Annotated in this window: 15 protein-coding genes, 1 tRNA gene and 3 pseudogenes; 10 read left to right on the top strand and 9 right to left on the bottom strand. The window is 67.7% G+C overall.

Annotated features, from left to right (window positions below; translation table 11 throughout):
* The first annotated feature begins 503 nt into the window (after positions 1-503).
* Positions 504-746: a hypothetical protein gene (locus tag ACWY4P_RS21760; RefSeq protein WP_456212214.1), complete on the top strand. Its 243-nt coding sequence runs from the start codon at positions 504-506 to the stop codon at positions 744-746.
* 302 nt (positions 747-1048) lie between these two features.
* On the opposite strand, the gene ACWY4P_RS21755 is transcribed toward ACWY4P_RS21760, so the two are convergent.
* Positions 1049-1564, bottom strand: coding sequence for a CGNR zinc finger domain-containing protein (locus tag ACWY4P_RS21755; RefSeq protein ID WP_456212213.1), 516 nt, complete (start codon positions 1562-1564; stop codon positions 1049-1051).
* Between the two features lie 108 nt (positions 1565-1672).
* Between ACWY4P_RS21755 and ACWY4P_RS21750 the strand changes: the two genes are divergently transcribed.
* Complete coding sequence (locus ACWY4P_RS21750) at positions 1673-2548, top strand: alpha/beta fold hydrolase (protein ID WP_456212212.1); 876 nt, start codon at positions 1673-1675, stop codon at positions 2546-2548.
* Positions 2549-2594: 46 nt separating this feature from the next.
* On the opposite strand, the gene ACWY4P_RS21745 is transcribed toward ACWY4P_RS21750, so the two are convergent.
* Both ACWY4P_RS21745 and ACWY4P_RS21740 read right to left on the bottom strand, forming a co-directional pair.
* The gene (locus ACWY4P_RS21745; protein WP_456212211.1) at positions 2595-2978 is read right to left on the bottom strand and encodes a VOC family protein; all 384 of its coding nucleotides are present in this window, start codon (positions 2976-2978) and stop codon (positions 2595-2597) included.
* A 243-nt stretch (positions 2979-3221) separates the two neighbouring features.
* Positions 3222-3659, bottom strand: a complete 438-nt coding sequence (locus ACWY4P_RS21740) for a Rid family hydrolase (protein ID WP_456212210.1) — start codon at positions 3657-3659, stop codon at positions 3222-3224.
* Between the two features lie 92 nt (positions 3660-3751).
* On the opposite strand from ACWY4P_RS21740, the gene ACWY4P_RS21735 reads away from it, so the two are divergent.
* A complete protein-coding gene (locus tag ACWY4P_RS21735; protein ID WP_456212209.1) occupies positions 3752-4252 on the top strand; it encodes a MarR family winged helix-turn-helix transcriptional regulator in 501 nt (166 codons plus the stop codon).
* A gap of 380 nt (positions 4253-4632) precedes the next feature.
* Here ACWY4P_RS21735 and ACWY4P_RS21730 read toward each other — a convergent pair.
* Together ACWY4P_RS21730 and ACWY4P_RS21725 are read right to left on the bottom strand one after the other, a co-directional pair.
* A pseudogene (locus ACWY4P_RS21730) lies at positions 4633-4794 on the bottom strand (XRE family transcriptional regulator); the annotation flags it as partial.
* Positions 4795-5428: 634 nt separating this feature from the next.
* Positions 5429-6040, bottom strand: a complete 612-nt coding sequence (locus ACWY4P_RS21725) for a DUF4232 domain-containing protein (RefSeq protein WP_456212208.1) — start codon at positions 6038-6040, stop codon at positions 5429-5431.
* Between the two features lie 819 nt (positions 6041-6859).
* On the opposite strand from ACWY4P_RS21725, the gene ACWY4P_RS21720 reads away from it, so the two are divergent.
* The 6 genes and pseudogenes from ACWY4P_RS21720 to ACWY4P_RS21695 form a co-directional block, all read left to right on the top strand.
* Positions 6860-8152 carry a helix-turn-helix domain-containing protein gene (locus ACWY4P_RS21720; protein WP_456212207.1) on the top strand — a complete coding sequence of 431 codons (1293 nt, stop codon included), beginning with the start codon at positions 6860-6862 and terminating at the stop codon, positions 8150-8152.
* A 182-nt stretch (positions 8153-8334) separates the two neighbouring features.
* Positions 8335-8631: pseudogene (locus ACWY4P_RS21715) on the top strand (site-specific integrase); the annotation flags it as partial.
* 75 nt (positions 8632-8706) lie between these two features.
* A complete protein-coding gene (locus ACWY4P_RS21710; protein ID WP_456213013.1) occupies positions 8707-9525 on the top strand; it encodes an IS5 family transposase in 819 nt (272 codons plus the stop codon).
* 115 nt (positions 9526-9640) lie between these two features.
* Positions 9641-10489: an IS5 family transposase gene (locus tag ACWY4P_RS21705; protein WP_456207094.1), complete on the top strand. Its 849-nt coding sequence runs from the start codon at positions 9641-9643 to the stop codon at positions 10487-10489.
* The gene (locus tag ACWY4P_RS21700; protein ID WP_456207095.1) at positions 10486-10884 is read left to right on the top strand and encodes a hypothetical protein; all 399 of its coding nucleotides are present in this window, start codon (positions 10486-10488) and stop codon (positions 10882-10884) included. Before ACWY4P_RS21705 ends, ACWY4P_RS21700 begins: the two co-directional genes overlap by 4 nt.
* Positions 10885-10960: 76 nt before the next feature.
* A pseudogene (locus ACWY4P_RS21695) lies at positions 10961-11158 on the top strand (site-specific integrase); the annotation flags it as partial.
* A gap of 103 nt (positions 11159-11261) precedes the next feature.
* Here the strand turns inward: ACWY4P_RS21695 and ACWY4P_RS21690 are convergent.
* Positions 11262-11334, bottom strand: a tRNA-Arg gene (locus ACWY4P_RS21690).
* Positions 11335-11756: 422 nt separating this feature from the next.
* Here ACWY4P_RS21690 and ACWY4P_RS21685 point away from each other — a divergent pair.
* Positions 11757-12314 (top strand): hypothetical protein, encoded by a 558-nt coding sequence (locus tag ACWY4P_RS21685; protein WP_456212206.1) that lies wholly within the window; start codon positions 11757-11759, stop codon positions 12312-12314.
* A gap of 12 nt (positions 12315-12326) precedes the next feature.
* On the opposite strand, the gene ACWY4P_RS21680 is transcribed toward ACWY4P_RS21685, so the two are convergent.
* The 3 genes from ACWY4P_RS21680 to ACWY4P_RS21670 are packed head-to-tail and all read right to left on the bottom strand — an operon-like array spanning position 12327 to position 16566.
* Complete coding sequence (locus ACWY4P_RS21680; protein WP_456212205.1) at positions 12327-13508, bottom strand: argininosuccinate synthase-related protein; 1182 nt, start codon at positions 13506-13508, stop codon at positions 12327-12329.
* A complete protein-coding gene (locus ACWY4P_RS21675) occupies positions 13505-14782 on the bottom strand; it encodes an ATP-grasp domain-containing protein (protein ID WP_456212204.1) in 1278 nt (425 codons plus the stop codon). The genes ACWY4P_RS21680 and ACWY4P_RS21675 overlap by 4 nt, the downstream gene beginning before the upstream one ends.
* Complete coding sequence (locus tag ACWY4P_RS21670; protein WP_456212203.1) at positions 14782-16566, bottom strand: non-ribosomal peptide synthetase; 1785 nt, start codon at positions 16564-16566, stop codon at positions 14782-14784. The genes ACWY4P_RS21675 and ACWY4P_RS21670 overlap by 1 nt, the downstream gene beginning before the upstream one ends.
* Positions 16567-16634 lie beyond the last annotated feature (68 nt).

Raw genomic sequence — 16634 nt, 5'->3', positions numbered from 1 at the left:
CGTTTCCTGTCGGCGGGCAGGCCGGCAGAGTATGCATGGATTATGTCACCTAATGACAAGTCAGTCCTGCTAACCTCGCGCTCCCAAAGGGTGATTGACCGCGGTCCGTTCAAGTGGCGACCGCTCTCTCGGGCGGTGTCGGCCTTTGGGTTTCCATTCGCCGTATGGCGGCAGTACAAGGAGCTGGCTGGACAATGTCCCGAATCAAGAGACGGCTCTTGCAAAAGATCGAGGCTGGACAGTAGAGATATTCCGTGGTTGGATTCTTCTGCAACTCAGATGGCAAGAGCGTGAGTTGGCGTGAATGTCCAGGCCATGAGAGCTCGGCGCAAGTTGACTTCCGATCTGGATGGATACCCCTCGGAAAGTGAGTGAACCCGCTTTCCGCCGGAGCCGATCGCGCATTATCCGGGCCTTCCATGAATTTCCCGTTCATCTCGATCGGGCGATCTCGCGAGAATGCCGGAATGCCTGACCTCAGACATCGAAAGAGTGGAGAGAAAGTGAACTCCGTTTCCCGTAAGGCCACGCTTGTGGTCGGCAGCATAGCCGCGGCCGTGGGCCTGTCCATGTTCGGCGCCGGGACGGCCTCGGCCAGCCCGCTCCTGCCGTACGAGGGGACCGTGTACAGCAGCCTGGGCAAGTGCCTCACCGTGGGGAACACTCTGGCCCAGAAGGGTGCGATCACCACGTTCACCTGTGAGCCGCGTTCGGGCGGCCGCTACGCCTTCTACTACACGATCTGAGCTGCGGCACCGGTCAGACCTGAAGCGGGTCGATGCGAAGGAGGCGGGTTTGGAGCGCGTTGAGGAACTCCTCGTGCGGAGAATCGCTCCCTCCTGAGCGCGGAGTACGAAGGGGCGGTGCACACCCGTATCGGTTCGTGCACCGCCCCTTCGCGCGTTCTGGCCTCTTGTTGCTCCAGGAGATCACCGAGGTGAATCGGCGGCGTTCGGGAAAGCGCGCTCTGGCAGGTTGGTCTCTCGACGAACGTGGTCCCGGTCGGGTCTGGGACAAGGAGGCCGGCACCGACGCGAAGGGTCGGAACTCAACCGTCCCCAATGGGTCGCGGGGTCTCCCGTGCCCGAGCCTGGTGCCGGCGGGCTTTGAGCCGGTTCCCGCAGGTCTTCATCGAGCACCACCGTGCGGTGTTGGCACGACTGCGGTCCAATAGGAAGAGGCGGCATTCAGGGTTCTCGCACGGCCGCAGACGGCCGGGCATACGCTCTTTGACATCCGCCCACGCGAGCACGAGTTCCACGGCGAGCCTGCGCTCCGGCGGCACCTCCAAGTGCCACTCGATGCCCGACGCGCTGGGCTGCGGGACTTTGCGAACGCCTGCGAGTACTTGGCGTAGACGGGGCTCCGCCGACGTGCCCGACTCCACCGCCTGGAGCGCGTCCCGGGCGGTGCGCAGCCACCGGCGCTCCTCGTCCCCGCCGAGACCCCCGTGCTCCCGCGCCCACCTGTCCACCTCATGGTCGTCACGCCACAGGTCCTGGCGTCGGCCATCCGCAACAGGGGTGCTGTTCAGCGCCTGCATGAGGGCTTGGTCGTCCAGCACGGACCTCACCTTCCCAGCTAACTCCATCAAGTGGTTTGACAGGTTACTCCAAGGGCGGTCTACTGGACACCAAGGGGTAACCGCCATAAGGCATCGAAGGGGTTAGTCATGGTTGAGGTCCGCCACCAATACGCCACAGTGCGGGGACATCGCGTCTTCTACCGCGAGGCAGGAGCCCGCGAGGCGCCCACGCTCGTACTCCTGCACGGATTCCCCTCCAGTTCACGCATGTTCCGCCACCTCATTCCGGCGCTGGCCGATCGATTCCACGTCATCGCCCCCGACCACCTCGGCTTCGGCAACTCCGATGCCCCGCCCGTGGACGCGTTCACCTACACCTTCGACTCCCTGACCGACATCACCGAAGCCCTTCTGGCGCAGCTCGATGTCACCCGCTACGCCCTGTACGTCCAGGACTACGGCGCACCCATCGGCTGGCGGCTGGCCCTGCGCACCCCGGACGCGATCACCGCGTTGATCACGCAGAACGGCAACGCCTACGAGGACGGCTTCGTACCGGAATTCTGGAAGCCCGTATGGGCGTACTGCGAGAATCCGGGCCCCAAGAGCGAGCCCGCCGTCCGTACCGCCCTCTCGCTCGACGCCATCCGCTGGCAGTACCTGAACGGAGTGGACCGACCCGAGCTGGTCGATCCCGACACCTGGGTCGCTGACCACCGCGAGGTCAACCGGCCAGGCAACGACCTCGTGCAGCTCGCCCTGTTTCGCGACTACGCCAGCAATCCACCCCTCTACCCTCAGGTGCACGCCTACTTTCGGGAACGCCAGGTTCCGCTCCTCGCGGTCTGGGGCGCGGGCGACGAGATCTTCGGCCCGGACGGGGCGCGCGCCTTCACAAGGGACCTGCCGGACGCGGAGATCCACCTGGTTCCCGGAGGTGGACACTTCCTGCTCGAAAGCCACCTGGACACCGTGGCCGGGTATATTCGCGGGTTCCTGACCGTCGCCGAATCACCAGCGTGAAGCCCGCGAAGAGTTCGGGCGCTGCCGGCCACTGCGCGGGTGAGCCTCAAGAAGACATCGCCGCGCGGTCGGCCTCACTGCGGAGAACACAGAATTCATTGCCCTCAGGGTCCGCGAGGACGGCCCAGCCGGCACCATCGGGTTCCCGGCGATCGTCGACGAGGGTGGCCCCGAGGTTCAGTAGCCGCTCGACCTCCTCCTCGCGCGTGGTCTTCGGACGCAGGCACAGGTGAACCCTGTTCTTGATCGTCTTCGGTTCCGGTACCTGGTTGAAGTGCAGCAGCGGGCCCTCCGGCAGCATCACCTCAGTCTCCGGATCACCTGGGTTGTCCTCCCGATGCAGCGGACAACCGAGCACCTCACTCCAGAACCGAGCCAGCTCATAGGCATCCGCACAGTCGATCGCCACATTCTGCAATACCGAGACCATGCACGAGAGCCTGGCTGAAGCACCGCTCGGTCCGCTACCAAATTGCGGCCAGACAGCACCAGCGCTTTCGTAACAGCGACCACGACGGCCGGAGCCACCGCGCGGCAGCAACTGCCCCCCCCGCCCGCCACGTCCGGGCTTCCACTCGTGACGGTCAGAAGCCGCCGATGGGACCGGCGGCCACATCGCGGCGTGGCCGGTGCGCCGCGGCGCGCGGTGCGTGTGCGGCCTGCGACGTGCCGGTCAGCCGCCGTGGCCGACGGCGGCGGTGACGCGGATCTCGACGCGCATCCCGGGGGCGCCGAGCGCCGGCACCCCGACCTCCGTCCAGATGGGCGCGCGCTCGCCCATGCGTCGGCGGAACTGCTCCACCATGACCCGATTGTGGTCCTCACCGATGGAGTCCTCAGAGCTCGGGACGTGGTACGAGTCCACGGCGATGACGTCACGCCATGTGGCGCCGGCCAGCGCGAGGGTCCGCTCGACGTTGTCGAACGCCTGGACGATCTCGTCCTCCAGGGCCTCGGGGAAGTTCCAGTCGTCGTCCCATCCGCCCTGCCCGGAGGTCTCGATGCGGTCTCCGGTCCGCACCGCCTGGCTGTAGTGCATGGCGGCCAGCTGCGTCTCGCCGTAGCCGGGGGTGACGAAGAACTCCGGCTTGCTCGTGGCGGTGGCAGACATGGGAAATCCTCTCGATTGACTTTACGCGTGAACTGAAAATAGCACGCTGACGCTTCACGCGTGAAGTGAATCCCGCTTGGTAGGGTGTCCGCATGACCAGCCCCTCACCCCCGAACCCCGGCGGTGGCACACCCGACGAGCCGCCATGGCTCACCGCGGCCGAGAAGGATGCCTGGACCGGGCTGGTCTCACTCGTCCTGCTGCTGCCGGGGCGACTGGAGTCGCCGCTGCAGCGTGAGGCCGGTTTGACGCTCTTCGAGTACCTGACCCTCAGCCACATCTCCGAGACCCCGGAGCGCCGCCTGCGGATGAGTGAACTGGCCTACCTCGCGAACGGCTCGCTCTCCCGTCTGTCCAACGTCGTCAAGCGGTTCGAGCAGCGGGGATGGGTGGAGCGCTCCCCCGATCCCGACGACGGCCGTTTCACGATCGCCGCTCTGACCGACGCCGGGTACGAGGTGGTCGTCGCCGCGGCGCCGACACATGTGCGGGCGGTGCGTCAGCTGGTGCTCGACCCGCTGACTGCAGCCGACCAGCGGGCCCTCGCCCGCATCGCCGCCAAACTGCGGACGCGCCCCGTCGACTTGGCCTGAGGCCGGGGTCCGGAACGGTGGGTTGTCACCTCAGCACTCCTCGCCGGCGTCGATGGGCGACCGACTCCGAAGAGTGGTCATCGGCGCGGTTCCCAGCGGAAGAGGCGGGAGGCCAGCGCGATGGCGACGACGACCCAGCTCAGTGTGGGCAGCAGCAGAGGCAGGGAGTCTGCCACGGGAACGCCGCCGTTCCAGGCGTTGAGGACGAGTTCGGTGGCCGAGCCGCCGGGGAGCAGCCGCTTGAGCAGGGTGAGCTCCTCGGTGCCGGTGATCCCGACCCAGCTGGCGACAGCGATGGTGCCGAGGCTGACGGGCAGCGTGGTCACCTGGGCGTGCTCGGGGGAGTTCGTCAGTCCCGCGGTGACCAGTCCCAGGCCGAGCATCGCGGTGGCCGTGGCGACGTCGGCTGCGCCCTGCGCGAGCTGCGCGTGGGCGAGCCGGGTCGTTGTGATGGCCCGGGACCGGACCATGTGGGTCCGGAAGGCGGACAGGCGGCGGTGGGCGTGGAACTCGGCGGCCGGGTAGTCGCCGAGCGCCAAGTGTGGCGGGGTCCTCCTGCTGTGATGGGGCTGGAATGGACGGATTCCGGCTCCGTGGAACGAAGATCGTGTCGGATGCTGCTGATCAGTTGGGAGATATCCGGGAGATCAACTCTCCGTCCGCTCACGCACCACGCACGCAAACGGCCCCGGACGAGGAGTCCGAGGCCGAACAGGGCGCCTACCTGAGGGGGAAGCCCCAGGTCAGCGGCTTACTGCGTGGTGCCCCCGGCAGGATTCGAACCTGCGACACCCGCTTTAGGGGAGAGGTTGGAGAACTCTCGGGCTGACCTGGGACTTCGATACCGGGTGAGGCGGCTGTGAACGCGACCGTAGGACACCCTCGTTGACCGCGGCTGACCGCTGCATCTGGCACGGTTGTGGCACGAACCTCAGCCGATGACAGCCGGCCACGACGGCGGGCGCGCCGACCGATCACGCACGCGTGTGCCTCGCTGTACCCCACCCGCCTCACCTTGCGTCCTGGGCGGTCGAGGACATGGGTGTCCCAGGGGCGGGTGCATGGTGGGTGGGGGTGTCGTGGTGCTGCCGCGCCATCGGCCGACTTCGGCCGGTGTTCAGTAGGCCATGTGAGCGTTCTGGTCAGCCGCTGGGAGGCGGTTCCGATCGAGGTCCGTCACTTCGACATGATGAAATCCAGGGCGTAGCCGGGAGCAGTCGTCCAGTAGGTGACACGCTGAAAGTCGTTGGCGTACAACGTGTCGACGGGCATGGGGACATCGATCGGCTTGCCCGCGCGGCTGCCGGGCTTACGACCCTGGAGGCTGAGGGTGATGCTCTTCGCCTCGTACTCATCCATGGGGCCGTTGACGAGCAGAGCGGCATATGCCTCCTTACCCGGAGCGAGGGTGACGGGCACGCCCGGGGTCGGGTCGCTCTCCTTGATCACGGGGGCCGTGGTCCGACCGTCACCAAGCCGCACGAGAGGGTAGCGGTAGAGGTTGCACTTCTTGTCCCCGGCGTTCTGGACGGTGAGGAGGAGGTGCCTGGCGTCCTTGCTGTCTGCGGGCTCCGTCACGGCGGACACCCCGAGGACCTTCTGGGAGCAGGCAGCGATAGTGCCCTTGGCGCTGCTGCCGCCCGAGCGGTGCGTCACCGCGTCATTGGCCTTCCCGCTGATCGTCAGCGGCCCGGTGGTGGAGGCCTGTGCCGACACACCACACCCAAGAGCCAGGACGAGACCCGCGGCCACGGCCACACGGTGGGCCGCAAGGGACTTCACGTTCATATGCGTGTTCCTTTTCTGATCGGTATGAGGTCGCGTGCTGGGCTGTCGCCGCCACACCACCCGCCTCCTTCTCGCACCGCGGTGGCGAAGGTGGTCGGGCGCCCCCTTGAGCGTCCGCGCCCTGCACCCGGGTGCCCAAAGAGATGGGTGTCTCCGTGGACGGGTGAGTCGGGGTGTCGTGGCGCTGCCGTGCGGTCGGCCGCTTCAGCCGGTGCGACAGCCATAGCATCGGATGCCTCGTGGGGCTGGGACAACGGCTGCCCTCAACCTGCAACGGTGGGACGATCCCACCCCCGACAACCTGCAGAGACAAGGAAGCCTGGGATGTCTGTCTGGGATGGGAAACCCCCTGAGGCCGGCGTCCGGACACCCGGGGGACTCGGCCCGCGCCCGCCGCCTCGGCCGGCGACGGTGCCCTGCCCCAGAGCCCCCGCCGCCGGTGGCGGGGGGCGGTGGCGGACCCTTCGGGGAGCGCTGCTTCGGGTGAGCGGGGCAGCCCGGCCCGCGCAGCGGTGGTGACCGCCGCTACCAAGTCGTGTGCGTCGACGTCCCCGACCATCCCCGACCCACTCCTCCAGGCCGCGCAGCTCACCGGCGGGAAGCGGTGATCCGATGCGGTGGGCGGGCCCGGCCGGCGGCGGTGCGGAAGGCGGCGCCCCAGGGCCGCGGGTGAGGGTGGTCTCGAGGAGAGGGATGGCGCAACCCTGCAACCATCCCAGCCTTATTGACGTGCAGGTATGGGGAGTGCCGGGGATGCCGTCCCGGAACAGGACATGACGGGACGGCACAGGCCGACGGATGGATGCGAGTACGGACCACATGGATGCAATCCACGACGACGTAGCGGAGTTCGCGCTACTGCTGACGCGTCTGAAAGACCGCACAGACCGCAGCTACGCGGCGCTGGCCCGCCGTCTGGGCATGAATGCCTCCACGCTGCACCGCTACTGCGCTGGTGAGGCGGTTCCCCTGGACTTCACCAGGATCGAGCGGTTCGCCGCACTCTGTGGAGCCTCCCCCGAGGAACGCGTGGAGTTGCACCGCCGGTGGATCCTGGCAGTCGCGGCACGGCAACGACCCCGCCCATCCGATGCCCGGCGGGCACCGACGCCCCACGACACCACGAGCACCGTGGCATCGGCCGCATCCGCGAGCCACAGCAGCCCGGCGGACAAGGCACCCGAGTCGGCCTCACCGGCCGACCCACGCCCGGGGCCGACCTCACCGGCCGACCGGCGGCTTCATGCCGGGCGCCCCCGACGACGGCCCGTGCGATCGATAGCGCTGGCGGCCTCGCTCGCCATTGCGCTCGCCGGCCTCACCACGTCCGCTGCCGGGCCCCCCTCCGGTGGCGGTGGGTCGTCGGCCTCCGCCCGCACCACACCGGAACCCTCAGCGCCGGCCACGCACAGCGACGGCAGCCCGGAGAAGAACCGGGCGAGCGCCGGCACGGTCCCGCCGCAGGCCCCGCTCACCTGGACGGCCAACTCCCAGCGCTGGCAGCTCGAATGCGACCACGACTACGTCATCGACAAGCCACCGCAGGAGGTCCCACCGCCGCCGACCCCGGCGGACGCCGCGGTGTGGGCCGCGTCCCAGGGGGCGGTGCACGGGCGCACCACCAATCTGCAGATCTCGGTGCAGGGACGTGGCTCCGCCGCCGTCGTCCTGGAGGCACTGCATGTGCGCGTGGTCAACCACACCACCCCCGCCTCCCGCCGGGGCATCGCCTACTCCATGTATGAAGGCTGCGGCGCCATCCTCGTCCCCCGTTACTTCTCCGTGAACCTCGACGCGCACCGCCCCCTGGCCCATTCGATGCCCGGCAACGACCCGGACAGACCGGCCCCCGCGATCGACTTCCCCTACCAGGTGTCCCTGCGGGAGCCGGAGGTCCTGCGGCTCTCCGCGCGCACCGAGTCCTGCACCTGCGACTGGTACCTCGAACTCGACTGGTCCTCACAGGGTCGAACCGGGACGGTGCGCATCGACGACCACGGCCGCCCGTTCCGCACCACCAGCATCAAGGGGCTACCGCACTACTGGTACCGCAACCCCCGTGGCTGGGTCCCCATGACCGCCGCCAACGACAAGGCGGAAACCGCCGACTGATGAAGCAACAGGCCGCACAGCCCGTCCGATAGCAGGACCGGCGGGGGCAGGGGCCCGGCCGTCCCCGCCGTCGGTGGGATCCGGGCGGGACCGGGGCAAGGGAGGCGGTGCCGCGCACCTCGTGAGTCTGTTCGGCTTCAGGTCCCGCAGCGCGCAAGCCACCGTGTGGTGTCAAGGCCTAACAATTGCTGCGGGCCCTGATGAACACAGCCGTGGACGAAGAGCTGATCCGGCGCAACCCGTGCCGCGGCAAGGGGGTGGATTGCTAAGACGTGCCCGAGCGGCCGATCCTCACGGTGCCCGAGGTCTTCGCCGTCGCCGACTCCATCGTGCCGCGCCACCGGCTGCTCGTGCTCTTGGCGGCCTTCACCACGCTGCGGCTCGGGGAGCCGTCGGCCCTGCGGCGACGGGACCTCGACCAGGAGGGGCTGACCGTCACTGTCCGCCGGGCGCAGGCCGAGTTTCAGAGCGGGCGGCTCTTAGGAGTCCTTGCAGAAAGATCTTGTTGTGGCACGGTGGAGATGTACGTGATCCCGTGCTTTGTGGGGGTGACCATGACGCGGCGGAAGCCGTGGGAGGTCGGCGACGAGCTCTGGGCGGTGATCGAGCCGCTGCTGCCGAAGCATGAACGGCGCTTCCGGCACCCGGGGCGCAAGCGGATCGATGACCGCAAGACACTGCAGGGTGTGCTGTTCGTCCTCTACACCGGCATCCAGTGGGAGTACCTCCCGCAGGAGTTGGGGTTCGGCTCGGGTCCTACCTGCTGGCGGCGACTGGCCGAATGGCAGGAGGCCGGGGTGTGGGAGGAACTCCAGCGGGTGCTGCTGGACCGGTTGCGGGCGGCGGACCGTCTGGACTTCGACCGTGTCACCGTGGATGCCTCGCACGTGCAGGCCAAGCGGGGGCGAAGCAGCCCAAAAGTCGGTCCGAGTCCGGTTGACCGTGCACGGCCGGGCTCGAAGCACCACGTGCTGACCGACGCGCACGGAACCCCGCTGCGGGTGTCGCTGACCGGCGGGCACCGCAACGATGTCACCCAGCTTCTGCCGCTGGTCGACGGCCTGCCTCCGGTGCGGGGTAAGCGGGGCCGGCCCCGGCGCAAGCCCCGCACGCTGTATGCCGATCGCGGCTACGACCACGACGCGTACCGCCACCAACTGCGCGAGCGCGGCATCGTCCCGAAGATCGCCAGGCGGGGACAACCGCATGGTTCGGGCCTGGGCCGCGTCCGGTGGGTTGCCGAGTCCGCCATCGCCTGGCTCCACGGCCCCCGCCGCTTACGGACCCGCTGGGAAGTCCGAGACGACATGCACGACGCCTTCCTCCAACTCGCCCACTGCATGACCCTCGCCCGCAAGAACCCAGCATTCTGAAAGGACCCCTTAGTGGGCGGTTCGTGAGTCTTTGAGTCGATCTGCTGTCGCCTGATGGTGTGGCGGTGGGGCGGAATCTGCCGGTCCGCGGTTGGTGGTCTGGTGATGTGACCGGGTGAGTGAACGCAAGCCGTACCCGAGTGACTTATCGGACGAGCAGTGGTCGTTGATCGAGCCGGTGATCACCGCGTGGAAGGACCGGCACCGCTCGGTCAGCGGCCACCAGGGCGCCTACGACATGCGGGAGATCGTGAACGCGATCCTCTACCAGGGACGGACCGGCTGTCAGTGGGCCTATCTCCCGCACGATCTGCCGCAGAAGAGCGCGACGTACTACTACTTCGCCGCCTGGCGGGACGACGGGACCGACCGGGTCATCCATGAACTCCTGCGCTGCCAGGTCCGTGAACGCGCCCGCCGATTAGAGGACCCGACCCTGGTGGTCCTGGACACCCAGAGTGTTCACGTGGCCGCCGGGGTCCCCGCCGCCACGAGCGGCCACGATCCGGCCAAGCGGGTGCCCGGCCGCAAACGGGGTCTTGCCGTGGACGTCCTGGGCCTGGTCATCGCGGTCGTCGTCCTCGCCGCGAACACCCACGACAACGCCGCGGGCACCATCCTGCTGGACCAGGTCGCCGAGCACGCCGGCAAAACCGTCCGCAAAGCCCTGGTCGACCAGGGCTTCAAGAACCAGGTCGTCGCACACGGCGCCGGCCTGGGCATCGACGTCGAGATCGTCGCCCGCAACCCGCAGGTCAAGGGGTTCGTGCCGCAGCCGAAGCGGTGGAGGGTCGAGCAGACCTACGGGATCCTGATACTGCACCGGCGACTGGTCCGTGACTACGAGCACCGCCCCTCCTCATCCGCCTCCCGCGTCTACTGGGCGATGACCCACGTCATGACCCGACGCCTCACCGGCGCGAACACCCCCACCTGGTGCGAGGCGCAGGCGGTGGGAGCGTGAACATCCAGCCCCTGCTCGACGCCCTGGACCTCCAGGAAGACGCCGCCCGGGCCCTGGCCGACGAACTCCGCACACAGATCGACGACCTGCAGACCCGGCTGCGAGAGGCCGAGACGCACCTGGAGCACCTCGCGATCACCCGCAAGACCGTCACCGCCCTCGCCGACCGACTACCGGCCGCCGCGCCGGACCTGCCCGAGCACCCGGACTACCCCCGCATCCTCACCGCCTTCAACCACACGACCGGGCCGTTGCGGGCAAAGGACGTCTGCGAAGCCCTCGGCCACGAACTGCTGCCGAAGAACGTCGAAGGCACCCGCGCCAAGCTGAAACGCCTGGTCAAACTCGGGATCCTTACCGAGGCCGACACCGGCAACTTCACCCGGAAGCAATAGCCGACGGAACCTCCACCAGCGACCTTGCGCCCACCCCCAGCCGGAAACGGACATAGCCTTACGAACCGCCCACTTAGATCTTCGGCACACCGGCAACACCCTGGCCTCGACCGCTGGAGCCAGTACCCGTGAGCTGATGACCCGCATGGGCCACAGCAGCTCGCGTGCTGCGCTGATCTACCAGCACATGACCGGCGACCGTGACCGGGCCATCGCCGACAGGCTCGGGGCCATGATCCGCGAGGGCGGGGGAGAGGCCACCGGCCAGGAGTGATGTGGCATCCACGTGGCATGAGTGGCACGCGTGTGGCACGGCCTCAAACACGACTAAGGGCGAGCCTGGGAGGAAAACCCTCCTGAGCTGGCCCTTTTTCCTGTGCCCCCGGCAGGATTCGAACCTGCGACACCCGCTTTAGGAGAGCGGTGCTCTATCCCCTGAGCTACGGAGGCGGGCGGGGCCTTGCGGAGAACGCGGCTGAATACTCTGAGTGAGCACCCGCCGCGATATCAGCAAGGATCAGAGACCGCCACTGAGGTGACGGCCCCTGACAGGGTAGCGGATCGGGGCTGGGTGGTGGGGATGAGGCTGGTGCCTCGGCCGGGTTCGTGATCGGGGGGCGTTGCCGTTGTCGTGGCTGGAGTCTGTGGGCGCCGCATCGGGGGCGGAGTACGTGGGGTTTTGCTTGTCGTGGGCGGTGCTGGTGGCGCTCTGGTGAGGAGGGGGCCGGCGTCGGTGTCGGTTGTGTCGTCCAGTGATCGGGCGAGGTTGACGGCCTCCGGGCGTGGCATGCCGTCCTTCTTGCTCCAGAACGCACGGTCCTGGTGTCACGGTCAGGATGGCACCGCATAGTGCCGCTGGCACAATGCTTTCCATGGGGAACTCTCAGGCGCATCCGGTGTTCCGGACGACGGATCTGGTGGCTGCGGTGGAGACGGCTCGTCGCTTGATTGCGATTGGGGACCCGACTGAGGTCGAGGTGAGTCTCGAAGCCACCGTATCCGAGGCGTCGGAACTGGAGATGCTGAGTGCCGTCATGCCGACAGCCACCGCATTCGGGTGTGGGCAGAGTCCGGCCATTCAGCCGTCGACCAGTTCGGTTGTTACGGGCCCGTTCCCGATTTTTCTGGAGTGGACATCCCAGCCTTTCGGTCAGCTCGAGGACCGCTTCGTCGCTGTTGCGGGAAAATGTCCCGCGACGCTGGTGTGGAGCCGGGTGCGCTGGCCGGAGGTGCCTGCGTTAAGGCTGTCCGCGGAGGAGGAGTATGCGCATGTTTCCATCTCCATCAATTCGCGACAAATTCACTGGGATGAGCCCGCACCCGATCACACGGTGCATATCCACGACCGGAAAGGCGCGCATCTGCGGGCTCAATGGCTTGCCGATCAGGTCGGTCTTTATCCTATCGGGCCTCCCTATCTCGCGCTTTGATTTTGTACTGGCTCACCAGGAACAGGAGGCGTCGGCGACGTTTTCCCTTTCCCAGGCTTCCCGGTCGCGCAGGTAAAGGGGGTGCTCCGCGACGATTGCCGTGGTTTGTGCTGAGCCAGGGGTGAGTCTCCACTGCACGGAGCCGGTGATACGAGCCGAGCAGTTGTCGATGAATGACTGGCAGGCGGCTCGAAGGGAACCGAACCACCGGCCCTCGACAGCCTCGCGCACCCAGAGCTGCTCCATGTGCATCTTTTCCCGGATGGTTTCGGCGTCGAGGACGGCGGTTTCCAGATGCCGGTATGTGCGCAACAGCAGGCAGGCCGCGGGCATCTCGCGGATCTCCAGGACCTTTTCTCCGCCGGTCAGATGCTCAAGGCCACTGTAGCGGCCGATGCCGAAGGCGCCCACGCGCAGGTTCATTTCGCGGATCAGCTCTGTCAGCGGAAGCTGGGTTCCATTGACAGCGATGGGGACTCCCGCGTGGAACCTGATGTCCATGAGTCCCTCGGGTGCGGAATGATCGGCGATGGACCAGCGATACAGGTGCTCGGGGGCGGCGTGGTCCTCCGGGTCTTCCAGGATTCCCGACTCGAATTCGCGGCACCACAGATTCGAGTCACCACTGACGATCCGATCCGCCATCTCGTCCAGGCCGGCCTCCTTGAGTTCCTCGATCTTCTGGGCGCGATCGACGGGATCGAGTTCGTAGGGGCTTCCGTATCGGCCCGGGAAACCGAGCAGGCTGATTGCCCCGTTCAGCCGTCGTAGCGTGTTCTGGGACTGATTGGCGGTGTGCAGTACCGTCGATGCCCCCATGTCCTGGGCCATCTCGACCGCGATGCGTGCCATAAGGGGTCGGCTCAGCGAGGAACTGATCGGGTGCGTGTTCAGATAGACGGCCTGTGCGGCTATGGCCGGGAGGACAAACTCACGGGCGAAAGTTTCTCGGGCGTCAACGATGTGCAATCCAATGCCGAGACGGTCGGCTATGCGCTGTTTCTCCTCGAGGGTCTCGTCACCTCCCACATCCACGCTGATCGCATGGACGTCGCGATGCCCGGACCGGCGCAGCCGGTACAGCAGATAGGTGCTGTCCAGCCCTCCGCTGAAGAGCGTGACAACGGGCAGGTTCTGGTCGAGTATTCCTGTGGCGAGGTCGCCGAAGGAGCGTACGACTTGAGGTTTTTTCAAGGGATTTCTTCCAAATCAGTGGCGGATATCGCGGATTCATAGCGGACCTTGACCACATCGGCCATTTCGTCGAGCAGCGCGGCCAGCGCTTCATGGGTCTCGGTGGCGCCGAAGCAGATGTAGACGTGTGCCAGCCGTCCCGCACGCCAGTCGGTGGAGTGCCCCGCTCCGCGCTTCAGGACGACACGGGAAATGCCGGGCAGGCGCTGCAACTGCTCGAGCCCCGACACCTCGGCGACACGCCGCGCCTCCAACGGGGGCACGCGGGCGTGTATGAACGCGATCCGCTCGTAGGCGATGTTGTCGACCGCCTTCGTGGCTTCCGCGTCCCCGAGAGCGATACCGGCCGCCAGCCGGAGGACGTCGACCCCTGTCGCGCGGGCGAGAAGAGCGTTGACGAGGCCGCCAAGGCGCCCGTTTACTTCGATGACCTGCGGTCCTGACGGAGTGAGCTTGACTTCGGTGTGGCACACTCCGGTGCGGACGCCCAGGGCGGTCAAGGCGCGTGTGGCCACGTCCAGGACGGATTTCTGGTCCTCTTCCCGCAAGGCCGCCGGCAGGAACGACCCGGCCTCCCGGAACGGGGGCGCGAGCGGGAATTTGCCGGTGACCGTCAGATGGGTGATGGCGCCGTCGAAGACGGCCGACTCCACGGAGACGTAGTCGCCCCAGGGCGCGGTGGCCGCGACTCCCTGAAGTTCCCTCTCGAGGACAAAGGCTTCTGTCGCGCCGGACGCCGCTGGTCCGGAGAACTCCGAACGGCAGGCGGCAACAAGGTCGTCGTGTGAGGAGATGCGGTAGGTACTTCGGCTGCCGGTTCCCACGTCGGGCTTGAACACGGCCGGCAGGCCGACCTCCGCTACGGCGAGCCGGGCGGAATCCTCCCCGGTGACCAGCCGCGCCGGCACCGCGGACGCCCCGCAGCCGTTGAGCACCTCACGTTGCAGGTGCTTGTGGGTGAGCTTGCGCACCAGCTCGGGCGAGTGAAACGGAAGATCGAGTCTTGCCGCGAGGGCCCCGGTTGTCTCCAACTGGTAGTCGGTGAAGGTGACGATTCCGTCCGGCCGTTCCGCGCGTACCTTCGCGGCGGCGCGGCCGAGGTCCAGCCCGCTGATGTCGCACAGCCGGCCCAGCTCGGCCATGAGCTCTGCGGGCTGCTCACCGAACTCGGAGTCAGGGCAGACGAAGATCGGTTCGGCCAGCCCTTCGAGTGCGGCCGCGATCTCGACCACGTCCGCGGCGCCCATGTCGTAGACGACTGCGATCCGCCGCATCACGACACCTGCCGGTCCGAGGTGTCGCGTTGGGCGTCGATGAGCGCCGCCAGATCCCTGAGCACCGGGTGGTTGAGGATCGCGTTGAAGGGAATGGACACGCCCAGCTCCTTGGCCACCCGCTGGCGGATGCGGAAGGCGAGGAGCGAGTTGCCGCCGGCGGCGTAGAAGTCGTGCGTGGCGCCGACCGGTTCGTCGCCCAGGAACTCCTGCCACAGCCGGGCGAGGTACGTCTCCGTCTCCCCCGACGGCAGGTCGGAGGGCGAGAGCTGCCGGGAGTCCTCGGCCAGCAGGGCCCTGAGCGCCGCCACGTCCCGCTTGCCGTTCTCGTTGTCGGGAATCCGGGGCAGCAGCAGGACGCGGCTGGGCACCATGTACTCGGGCAGTTCCCGCTTGGCGTACGCCAGGAGCTCCTCGTCGGTCAGCGCGCTGTCCGCCGCCACGAACGCCACCAGGCGCAGGTCCAGCTCTTCGCCGGTGGCCAGCACGATCGCCTCCCGGGCCAGCGGGTGCTGGGCGAGCGCGCGCTCCACCTCGCCCGGTTCCACCCGGTAGCCGCGGATCTTCACCTGGTCGTCGGCGCGTCCGACGTACTCGAAGACCCCGTCGGGCCGCTGCCGGCCGAGGTCGCCGGTCGCGTACATCCGGCTGCCGTCCCCGGCGAACGGATCGGGGACGAAGCGCTGCTCGGTCAGATCCGGTTGGTCGATGTACCCGCGGGAGACCCCCACTCCGCCCACGTACAGCTCGCCGGCCTCACCGACGGGCACGGGTTTCCGGTCGGCGTCCAGCACGTACATGGAGAAGCCGTCCAGGACGGGGCCGATGGGCACCGAGGTGTCCTCGGGTCCCACCGACTCGATATGGGCCACTGAGCAGCCCGTCGTGGTCTCCGACGGGCCGTAGAGGTTCCACAGCGACCCTGTAAAGCCGCTCGCCAGGACGTCCCGGCAGGCGGAGGCCAGCATGGTGCCGCCGCCGACCTGGAGGACCCGCAGGCCGGAGAACGTCTCCGGGCTCTCGCGGGCCAGGTGGTTGAACGCCATGGTGGGGGCGATCATGACGCTGATGCGGCGGTCCTCCAGCTCCCGCTTCACATCGGAGGCCAGGAGTTCCGCCATGGCGGGCATGACGACGATCTCCGCTCCGTACGCGAAGCTGCACCAGGTCTCGAAGTGGAAGGCGTCGAAGGAGACGCTGGCGATCTGGCTGGTGCGATCGGTGGGCAGCAGCTGAGGCATGACGCGGTTGCGGGCGAAGGCGAGCAGGTTGCGGTGCTCCAGCACGAAGGCCTTCGGGACCCCGGTCGAGCCCGAGGTGAACAGCACGCAGGCCCCGTCCTCCGGCGCGGGAAGCGGCAGGTCGCCGGGGGCGGGGGAGTCGGCCGAACTGTGCCATTCGATCACGTCGGGCCCGAGGTGCGAGAGCCGCGCACCCCACCCTGGTTCGGTCACGATGGCCTTGGCTTTGCTCCGCTGGATCATCAGGTCCCGGCGCTTGTCGGGATACCGGACGTCCACCGCGACGTAGGTCGCGCCCGCCTTGAGAATGCCGAGCAGGGCGACGAACACCTCGCTGGAGCGCGGGCGGTGCACCACCACCCGGTCCTCCCGGCCGACGCCCCGCGTGACCAGGTGCGCGGCGAGCACGTCGGAGCGCGCGCTCAACTCCCGGTAGGTCAGGGTCTGTTCGCCATCACTCACGGCGTTGCGGTCCGGGTGCCGTGCCGCTGTCGTCTCGAAGAGTTCAACGAGAGTGCCGGGTCGCTCACGATCGTCGGACATGCCCATGGAGGTACTCCTGACTTCGCGGATGTGACGGTGCACACGTCGGGTACGGAAAGGTCGCGGAA

Source organism: Streptomyces sp. LZ34 (assembly GCF_053890475.1).
This window is presented reverse-complemented; position numbering and strand designations above follow the sequence as displayed.

Excerpts from the sequence above, each read along its gene's own strand:
- ACWY4P_RS21750 (WP_456212212.1), top strand. The coding sequence starts at position 1,673 with ATGGTTGAGGTCCGCCACCAATACGCCACAGTGCGGGGACATCGCGTC.
- ACWY4P_RS21745 (WP_456212211.1), bottom strand. The coding sequence starts at position 2,978 with ATGGTCTCGGTATTGCAGAATGTGGCGATCGACTGTGCGGATGCCTAT.
- ACWY4P_RS21740 (WP_456212210.1), bottom strand. The coding sequence starts at position 3,659 with ATGTCTGCCACCGCCACGAGCAAGCCGGAGTTCTTCGTCACCCCCGGC.
- ACWY4P_RS21735 (WP_456212209.1), top strand. The coding sequence starts at position 3,752 with ATGACCAGCCCCTCACCCCCGAACCCCGGCGGTGGCACACCCGACGAG.
- ACWY4P_RS21725 (WP_456212208.1), bottom strand. The coding sequence starts at position 6,040 with ATGAACGTGAAGTCCCTTGCGGCCCACCGTGTGGCCGTGGCCGCGGGT.
- ACWY4P_RS21720 (WP_456212207.1), top strand. The coding sequence starts at position 6,860 with ATGGATGCAATCCACGACGACGTAGCGGAGTTCGCGCTACTGCTGACG.
- ACWY4P_RS21710 (WP_456213013.1), top strand. The coding sequence starts at position 8,707 with ATGACGCGGCGGAAGCCGTGGGAGGTCGGCGACGAGCTCTGGGCGGTG.
- ACWY4P_RS21685 (WP_456212206.1), top strand. The coding sequence starts at position 11,757 with ATGGGGAACTCTCAGGCGCATCCGGTGTTCCGGACGACGGATCTGGTG.
- ACWY4P_RS21675 (WP_456212204.1), bottom strand. The coding sequence starts at position 14,782 with ATGCGGCGGATCGCAGTCGTCTACGACATGGGCGCCGCGGACGTGGTC.
- ACWY4P_RS21670 (WP_456212203.1), bottom strand. The coding sequence starts at position 16,566 with ATGTCCGACGATCGTGAGCGACCCGGCACTCTCGTTGAACTCTTCGAG.